This is a genomic window from Oscillibacter sp. (assembly GCF_031978065.1).
Taxonomy (GTDB): domain Bacteria; phylum Bacillota; class Clostridia; order Oscillospirales; family Oscillospiraceae; genus Oscillibacter.
In genome coordinates this window covers 1-2,586 of record NZ_DALZCH010000191.1, presented here as the reverse complement: position 1 = coordinate 2,586, position 2,586 = coordinate 1, and the positions used below count along the sequence as shown (strand labels likewise).

4 protein-coding genes and 1 pseudogene are annotated in these 2,586 nt (G+C 48.3%); all 5 read left to right on the top strand.

Annotated features, from left to right (window positions below):
* Positions 1-194: pseudogene (locus RTK01_RS16570) on the top strand (hypothetical protein); the annotation flags it as partial.
* 2 nt (positions 195-196) lie between these two features.
* On the top strand, positions 197-889 hold the full coding sequence (locus RTK01_RS16565; protein ID WP_312282026.1) for a hypothetical protein: 693 nt from the start codon (positions 197-199) through the stop codon (positions 887-889).
* Positions 890-924: 35 nt separating this feature from the next.
* Complete coding sequence (locus RTK01_RS16560) at positions 925-1,122, top strand: hypothetical protein (protein ID WP_312282025.1); 198 nt, start codon at positions 925-927, stop codon at positions 1,120-1,122.
* 35 nt (positions 1,123-1,157) lie between these two features.
* Entirely contained in the window at positions 1,158-1,781 is a 624-nt protein-coding gene (locus RTK01_RS16555) for a hypothetical protein (RefSeq protein ID WP_312282024.1), read from the top strand.
* Between the two features lie 45 nt (positions 1,782-1,826).
* The gene (locus RTK01_RS16550; protein ID WP_312282023.1) at positions 1,827-2,522 is read left to right on the top strand and encodes a hypothetical protein; all 696 of its coding nucleotides are present in this window, start codon (positions 1,827-1,829) and stop codon (positions 2,520-2,522) included.
* The last annotated feature ends 64 nt before the right edge of the window (positions 2,523-2,586 follow it).

Sequence of the window (2,586 nt, the reverse complement as noted above, 5' to 3'; positions counted from 1 at the left end):
TACGATTGGGACGCCTGTATCTATTACAGTATCGAATACGATTCCTGAGCGACTGTCCGCTGGCGGGCGTGGCAACCGGTCCGGCCGCATTTATTGCGGTCCCAGTTTTAAGTCTTGCGGGCGGCATTGTCGGTGCTTTGGGCGGAGATGCGCTGGGGCGGTATATCGTGGACATTACCTGTACGGAGGATTAGATATGGGACTGATTAAACTTTTATGGGACCTTTACTATTTCCCACGGCACCACAAATTTACGTCGACACCAGACAACTGGCCGCCGGACGGTAGTCTGCATTTTATTGAATGTGGGACTGCCTCTTGGAAATCCATACCAGAAACGTATAGAAACTATGAATTTTCGCCAAACGAAGATGAGTATGATCGCAGAATTGGGGAACTCGGCCTAGAGATTATGAAGCGTTTCTGTGTTTCCAGACGGGTTTTAACAAAAATAAGATCCGTCAGGGAGGTTTCTAAAAAAAAATCTCCACCCGTTCGCTTTCCTGTGCGCTATCAGCGGTTTTTGCAACAAACTCAGCCGCAGACCCCTACCTATGCAGGACATGATAAGGAACTCTTTTTTTGCACCTATGGCTTTGATAGAACCGCGCTGGCTGCATTTAAGGAGCTTGATCGAACGGATGACTGCTTTTTTGATTATTACGTTTTGCCGGATACGCCCGCGATTTCAAGCGCGGAAGAAGCCGCCGAAGCGGCTGCGGCTGGGGAGTATGACGTGTGGTTTAGCCTGAGCGAATGGGGGCCGTGCGCGCTTTATATAACGCTGAATCCCAAAACGGTTGACGCGGGTAAATTGCAGAAGCTGATTGCAGCGGTTTGCAAGGAAAATGATATTTTGTTTCAGAATCCGAAAGAGTACGAAGGATAGTTGTATGGCAAGAAAGCGGGATCATTCCATGCTGTATGGCGTGTTGGGTGGGTTCTTTACTTGGCGGAAGTGTCGGCGCAAAATACGGTGCGCTCATTGGAACAGCCATTCTTCCTGGCGTTGGAACTGCAATCGGCGGTTTTGCCGGAGGTTTGCTATTAGGCGTTGCAGGTTCCTATGGCGGTGATTGGTTTGCACAAAAAGTAATTGATATAACGGAAGTGATGCAATAATGTTTGGGAAGAAAAAGGAGTTTTTTGAAAAGGCCATGGAAGAAGAAGCCCTTGCATGGGAGACAGACCAACATCTGCTCTCCTGGAATGTGGCGGGCGAGCATCGGCTGTCGCTTGGCTATGCAACGCATTCCTTAGAGGACTATCAGGGGCTTGTTCCCGTCGTATTGGACGTGATGGATGAACTGCTCAAGGATTGCGCCGTTTTCACCTGGCTAAAGACCCCTCTCCTGCAAGTTTCAAGTACAAAAAGTTTTTGGTTTCGGAGAAACGCTCCAAAGAGGGTTCTTCCAAACTTAGCTGCGCAATATGCGTCCGAAAAGAAAGCGGAAACCTTTTTTGACGGCGACTGTGAGATTATTGTGCAGACAAAAGGAGCCAATCGTGCATTAATGGAGCGTTTTTATCAGATTCCAAACTGCGCCACTGCCTTTGACCACTCCGTCTATGGTTTTTACACGCCGCCGGAAATCGACCCCCAAGGCCCCTATGAGAACGCGCACTTCAGCGTGGTGCATCCGTTGGCGAATTATGTCATTTCGTATCGAGGCTTTCACGTGGAGCTCAATGTTTCCATAAACCCCGCAGCGGTATCGGAAGCCGATGTAATGGAGCGCATTCAGCGGGTGTGTGAAAAGCACAGTAAGAAAATCATATAGTGGCATAAATGCGAATTTTTCTCTAACTTGCGCGGAGGATTAGATATGGGACTGATTAAACTTTTATGGGACCTATACTATTTCCCGCGGCATCAAAAATTTACGTTGACGCCGGATGACTGGCCGCCGGACGGTAGTCTGCACTTTGTCAAGTGCACGGACGAAGCCCAGAAAACCGTTCCTAATACTCATACTCGATATCAGTTTTCCTCTAATGTAGGTGAGGATGACCGAAGAATCGTAACGCTCAGCATGGTGATTATGAAACGCTTTTGCGGTTCTAAGCAGGTTTTGACAAACGTTCACTCCACTACGAAATTTTCAAAAAAAGGAAAGCGCCCTTCTGAACGTTATCCGGTGCAGTACCGACGCTTTCTGGAGCATATGGGTTCTCCTGCCTCCATGTACACTAAGGATGAAAAAACGCTGATGTTTCTGACAAAGGGCTTTGACGCGGCCGTGTTTTGGGCAAACAAGACCATCAGCACGGTAGATGATTGCTTCTTTGATTTTTACGTATTGGCGGATGATCTCACGATTGCAAATGCGGAGGAAGCCGCCGAAACGGTTGCCGCTGGGAGGTACGATGTTAGGTTTCAGGTGAGCGAATGTGGGCCTTGCGCGCTTTATGTAACGCTGAATCCCGAAACGGTTGACGCAGGCAAATTGCAGGAGCTGATCGCAGCGGTTTGCGAAGAAAATAATATTTTGTTTCAGAATCCGAAAGGGTACGAAGGATAGTTGTATGGCAAGAAAACGGGATCATTCCATGCTGTATGGCGTGTTGGGTGGGTTTGGACTTTTT